This is a genomic window from Promineifilum sp. (SeqCode), assembly GCF_041918635.1.
Lineage (GTDB): Bacteria > Chloroflexota > Anaerolineae > Promineifilales > Promineifilaceae > Promineifilum.
On sequence record NZ_JAYRVJ010000678.1, the window covers coordinates 1 to 5,476 of the forward strand.

Annotated in this window: 7 protein-coding genes; all 7 read left to right on the plus strand. The window is 62.2% G+C overall.

The window, feature by feature from the left end; translation table 11 throughout:
- The first annotated feature begins 5 nt into the window (after nt 1–5).
- Complete coding sequence (locus ACE3UY_RS19870) at nt 6–143, plus strand: type II toxin-antitoxin system HicA family toxin (protein ID WP_374689225.1); 138 nt, start codon at nt 6–8, stop codon at nt 141–143.
- Between the two features lie 57 nt (nt 144–200).
- A complete protein-coding gene (gene fdhF, locus ACE3UY_RS19875) occupies nt 201–2,372 on the plus strand; it encodes a formate dehydrogenase subunit alpha (protein WP_374689219.1) in 2,172 nt (723 codons plus the stop codon).
- Between the two features lie 59 nt (nt 2,373–2,431).
- Nucleotides 2,432–3,094 (plus strand): hypothetical protein, encoded by a 663-nt coding sequence (locus tag ACE3UY_RS19880; protein ID WP_374689220.1) that lies wholly within the window; start codon nt 2,432–2,434, stop codon nt 3,092–3,094.
- Between the two features lie 27 nt (nt 3,095–3,121).
- Nucleotides 3,122–3,733: a Uma2 family endonuclease gene (locus tag ACE3UY_RS19885; RefSeq protein WP_374689221.1), complete on the plus strand. Its 612-nt coding sequence runs from the start codon at nt 3,122–3,124 to the stop codon at nt 3,731–3,733.
- Nucleotides 3,730–4,167, plus strand: a complete 438-nt coding sequence (locus tag ACE3UY_RS19890) for a hypothetical protein (RefSeq protein ID WP_374689222.1) — start codon at nt 3,730–3,732, stop codon at nt 4,165–4,167. The genes ACE3UY_RS19885 and ACE3UY_RS19890 overlap by 4 nt, the downstream gene beginning before the upstream one ends.
- A gap of 122 nt (nt 4,168–4,289) precedes the next feature.
- On the plus strand, nt 4,290–4,910 hold the full coding sequence (locus ACE3UY_RS19895) for a DNA-3-methyladenine glycosylase (protein WP_374689223.1): 621 nt from the start codon (nt 4,290–4,292) through the stop codon (nt 4,908–4,910).
- 81 nt (nt 4,911–4,991) lie between these two features.
- Nucleotides 4,992–5,273 (plus strand): hypothetical protein, encoded by a 282-nt coding sequence (locus ACE3UY_RS19900; protein ID WP_374689224.1) that lies wholly within the window; start codon nt 4,992–4,994, stop codon nt 5,271–5,273.
- The last annotated feature ends 203 nt before the right edge of the window (nt 5,274–5,476 follow it).

Here is a 5,476-nt window from a genome sequence, read left to right on the forward strand (position 1 = left end):
GCGAATTGTTACGTGAAGGCAGCAGGCATTCCGTCTACTGGAATCCGAATAGCAGCAAGACGTCAACCGTACCACGTCACAATGAAATTAAAGACACACTGGTGCTCAAGATATGCAAGGACCTTGACATCACTAGGCCATAGCTATTCACACCTTAGCGCCCTTGCGTTAAGGCCCCGTTCGTTAAAAGGAGTGTACCGATGATCGTCCCCGACAAGATCGTGCGCACAACATGTCCCTACTGCGGGGTGGGTTGCCAGATGCATTTGAAGGTTAAAGACAACTACATCTACGCCGTCGAAGCGCCGTTCGACGCCGCCCCGAACCACGGCATGCTGTGCGTCAAGGGGCGATTCGGTACGGATTATGTCAAACACCCCGGCCGCGTCAAGACCCCGCTCATCCGCGCCAACCGGCACGAGGGGCGCAGCGCCCCGCCCGTCTGGCGCGAGGCGACGTGGGACGAGGCGCTCGACCTGGTAGCCGATGAACTGGTGCGCATCGCCCGCGCCCACGGCGGCGACGCCATCGCCAGCTACGCCAGCGCCAAGGCCACCAACGAGGACAACTACGTCTTCCAAAAGCTCATTCGTGCCCTGATCGGCACGAACAACATCGACCACTGCGCCCGCCTCTGCCACGCCGGCTCCGTCACCGGCCTCCAGCTCTCCATCGGCTCCAGCGCCATGTCCAACTCCATCGCCGAGATGGAACGGTTGGAAGCGTTCATTGTCACCGGCTCCAACACCACCGAGACCCACCCCGTCATCTCCAACTTCCTGAAACGCGCCGTGCGCCAGAATGGCGCGAAGCTCATCGTCGTCGACCCGCGCCGCATCGACATGACCAACTTCGCCACGCTCTGGCTGCGGCAGAACCCCGGCAGCGACGTGGCCGTCTTCCAGGCCATGGCCCATACCATCGTCAAGGAGGAACTCTACGATCCCGACTTCATCGCCGAGCGGACGGAGGGCTTCAACGAGTATCTGGAGTCGCTGGAATCATTCACGCCGGAGTGGGCCGAATCGGTCAGCGGCGTGCCGGCCGAGTCCATCCGCGAGGCGGCGCGCATCTACGCCGGCGCGGGGCGGGCCGCCATCTACTGGGGTATGGGCATCAGCCAGAGCACCCACGGCACCGACAATACCTTGTCGCTGGTCAACCTGGCCCTGATGTGCGGCCACGTCGGCAAGTCGGGCACGGGGCTGAACCCATTGCGCGGCCAGAACAACGTCCAGGGCTGCTCCGACAGCGGGGGGCTGCCCAATGTCTTCACCGCCTACCAGCGCGTGGATAGCGACGAGGTGCGCGGCCTCTTCGAATCAGTCTGGGGCGTGCCGCTCAACCCCGTCCCCGGCCTGACAGCCACCGAGATGTGCGACGCCTGCTACACCGGCGAGGTGCGGGCCATGTTCGTCCTGGGCGAGAACCCGATGATGAGCGAGCCCAATCAGAACCACGCCCGCCACGCCCTGGAGCAACTGGACTTTCTGGTCTGCCAGGACATCTTCATCAACGAGACGGGCGAGATGGCCGACGTCATCCTGCCGGCCACCAGCTTCGCCGAGAAGGACGGAACCTTCACCAACACTGATCGGCGCGTGCAGCGCTGCCGGACGGCTGTGCCGCCGGTGGGGCAGTCGCGCGCCGACTGGGACATCCTGTCCGACCTGGGCCGGCGCATTGAGGCAAGGGTGGGCGTCAAACTGTCGACCGGCTTCGACTACGCCGACCCGGAAGCCATCTGGGAGGAGATGCGCCGCGTGACGCCCGACTTCTGGGGCATCGACTACGCCCGGCTGGAGCGCGAGGGGGGCGTCCACTGGCCCTGCCCCAGCTTCGACCACCCCGGCACGCCCTTCCTGTTCGCCGAGGAGTTCCCGCGCGGCAAGGGCAAGTTCTGGGAGGTACAGTACGGCACGGAGTCGGAGCAGCCCGACGCCGAATACCCGTACAACCTGAGCACCGGCCGCGTCCTCTACCACTGGAGCGGCAGCACCATGACCGGCCGCTCGCGACTGGAAGACGCCTACCCGGAGGCGGTGTGCGAGCTCAATCCCGTGGACGCGGTCGAGTTAGGGCTGACCACTGGCGACTGGGTAAACGTGTCGTCCCGGCGCGGGACGATCACTCTGCGCATCCTCGTCACCGCCCGCTCGCCGCGCGGCACAATCTTCGTGCCCTTCCACTTCGCCGAGGCCGCGGCCAACCTGCTGACCCTCGACCGCATTGACGCGCGGGCCAAAATCCCCGATTACAAGAATACGGCGGTCAAGATCGAGAAGACCGCCGCGCCGGCAGGGTTGGATGAAGGGTATGAGGAGCATCTGTTCGATCGGGGGGCGATTAAGGACCCGGTGCAGATCCATTAGTATAGGCCCACCGCCAACCTGTCTGACCAGCGTAGGCGTGCGCATGGTATAATCGCATCATGAACACCTCGCCCGTGGCTATCGGCGAAGTCATCCTCAATGGGGTCGTCTTCGACTTCAAGAATTGGGACAAAACCCGTATGAACGGCGATAACCTGGCGAACACCGTAGCGCGCCTATTTGTCCTGCTAAACGAACGACAAATCGATTTCACCCTGGTAGGCGGGGTTGCTCTGCTGCAATACGTCGAAGGGCGCAACACACAGGACATCGACTTAATCTTGGCCTTATCGTCCCTCGAGCGCTTGCCGGAAATCCAACTGAACCAGCAGAATGACAATTTTGCGCGGGGCGATTTTGAAGGGCTACAGATTGATATCCTTCTGACTCAGAATCCGCTTTTTGCGCGGGTGCAGTTGGCGCACGCCGCATCGCGAGTGTTCGCCGAACAGACGATCCAGACGGCCACGGTCACCGGACTTATTTTGCTTAAGCTTTACGCCCTTCCGTCGTTGTACCGCCAGGGCGACTTTACCCGCGTTGGGTTGTACGAAAACGATGTAGCCACCCTGCTCTACGCCTATCGCCCGGATGTTGAAGCGATCTTGAGCGAGCTAGCCGCGTATGTCAGCGATACAGATATGCAGGAAATTCGCAGCATTGTCGCCGATCTCCAGACGCGGTTCAGCCGCTTCACCAACTCCAGCCCTCTCGCCGAGTGATGGACAATGCACACTGAGAGAAAAGGGATGATTCGCTCTAAAAAGCCAAAAGCCGGCGAGCCGGTCTGGGAATTGGCGCGCCTGTTCCCCAGCCAAGGCCGATGGACCATCGAGGATTACTTGGCCCTCGACACCGGTCGTCTGGTCGAGTATGCGGATGGTTATCTGGAGTTTCCACCGATGCCCACAATGGCTCATCAAGATATCCTGCAATTCCTCTTCGAACTACTGAAAGCCTATGTCGTCAAGCGCCGGTTGGGCAAGGTCTACGTCGCGCCGGTTCCGGTGCGACTTGGGTCTCAACAGTATCGCGAACCGGATGTTTTCTACGTCTCGACGCCACGGGTTGAGGAAGCTCAGGGCAAGTACCCCCATGGCGCCGACCTGGTTATGGAAGTTGTCAGCGGCAGCCCGTCCGATCGTGAACGAGATCTCGTCCACAAACGCTATGACTACGCCCAGGCCGGCGTCCCCGAATACTGGATCGTGGACCCCGACGAGAAGGTGATCATCGTCCTTCGATTGGAAGGGGCTGAGTATGCAGAGCACGGCCGCTTCGGCGCGGGGCAAGTCGCCACGTCGGCCCTGCTCCCCGGTTTCGGCGCGCCGGTAGACGAGGTCTGGGCCGCGGCCAAATGAGTGAGCGAAACGATCTGCGCGCGCTGAACAAGCAGGCGATCCGCGAAACGCTGGCGGGGTATGCCATCGCGGCCGAACATATGGAACGCGAACGGATTGAACGGCTGCGCGCAACGACCGCCGAAGAGTCGCGAGCTATTTACGCGCAACTTGTTAACCTTCATCAGCAATGGGTGACTGGGCTGAAGGCGTCAGAACAAGAAGGACTCCGGCGTCTTGAAGAGTGGCGTCTCCAAACGAAATTAGCTGTACGACAGGCGTTCGACAGAATCGCGTACCAGAGGATTGTTGTGAGTGCGAATGACGACGCGGCCTGGGAAATCGGTTCGGCTATGTTCGGCGGAGGACCTGATCCTTCACAAAGCTGTCGCCGGACGCGCTCAAGATTTACGCGATATCGAGGGCGTGATCATTCGACAGGGCTCACAGCTTGATCTCGTTTACATCCGTCGCTGGCTGAGATTATTTGCGGAGTGGCTTGAGACCGATGAGCTCATAGAGCGTTTTGAGCGTCCATGGCGTAAGTTCCAGTCTGCCCAATGATACGCTTCTCATTGTGACCAATCCCTTTCCTCCCTCCTTCTACGCCCAATCCACCCTGACCGTCGCCCGCGACCTGCTCGGCGCGCGGCTGGTGCGTATCTTGCAGGACGGTCAGCGGCTCAGCGGGCGCATCGTCGAGACGGAAGCCTACACTGGTCTCGACGACCTGGCCTCCCACGGCCGCCGCAAGAGGACGCGCCGCAACGAGCCGATGTATGGCCCGCCCGGCCGCGCCTACATCTACTTCACCTACGGCAACTACTGGATGCTCAACGTCGTCACCGAGCCAGAAGACACCCCGGCGGCCGTGCTCATCCGGGCTATCGAGCCGCTGGAAGGGCTGGACGAGATGGCCGCCCGCCGGCCGGGGCGCGGCCCGTTGGAGTGGACAAGCGGGCCGGCCAAACTGGTGCTGGCCCTGGGTATCACCGGCGACATGAACACGACCGACCTGACGACGACTGCCGGCGGGCTGTGGATCGAGCCTGACCAAACCATCCCCGACGACCGGGTGCGCACCGGCCCGCGCATTGGCCTGAACACCACGCCCGAGCCGTGGCTGTCGCTGCCGTGGCGCTGGTGGGTGGCGGGCAACGAGTTTGTCTCCAGGAACTCCGGCCGGACGGGGCGCTGAGAGCCGCGCCCACTCCAAATGGACAGGGATTGAACAGCGTTTGGTCTGGAGACCGGGTGGCAGGCGATCTATCCTGTCACCATGCGCTATGATCAACTGAGCGATGAGAAGCTGGTCGACCTCATCGCCCGCCGGGATGCTGCCGCTTTCGACGCCCTCTACGAACGTTACGCCCGCCAGGCGCTTGCCGTCGCCTTGCTCGTCGGCCTTGACCGCGCAGCGGCCGAGGCCATCGTCGAGCAGTTCTTCTGGGATGTCTGGCGCTGCACCGCCACGTTGACCCGGCTCGGCGCCAGCGTTCGCAACAGCCTGATGCTCGGCGTCCGCCAACTTGCCCAGGGGTTGCCCCAGCCCGCACTCTGATCGGCAAAATCCACGCGGCCAAGAGTTCATCAGCAAATCTGTGTGATCTGCGGATTCTTCTTATTCTAAGGCGCTTGGCGTGCCATAAATCGGTCTGGGCTATCCAGCGGCCGGAAGCCGAACTGCGCGTACAACGTGTGCGCGTCGCGGGTTGCCAGGAGCATTCGCCGCACCTCCTGAAGCTCGGGATGGGCCAGGACCGC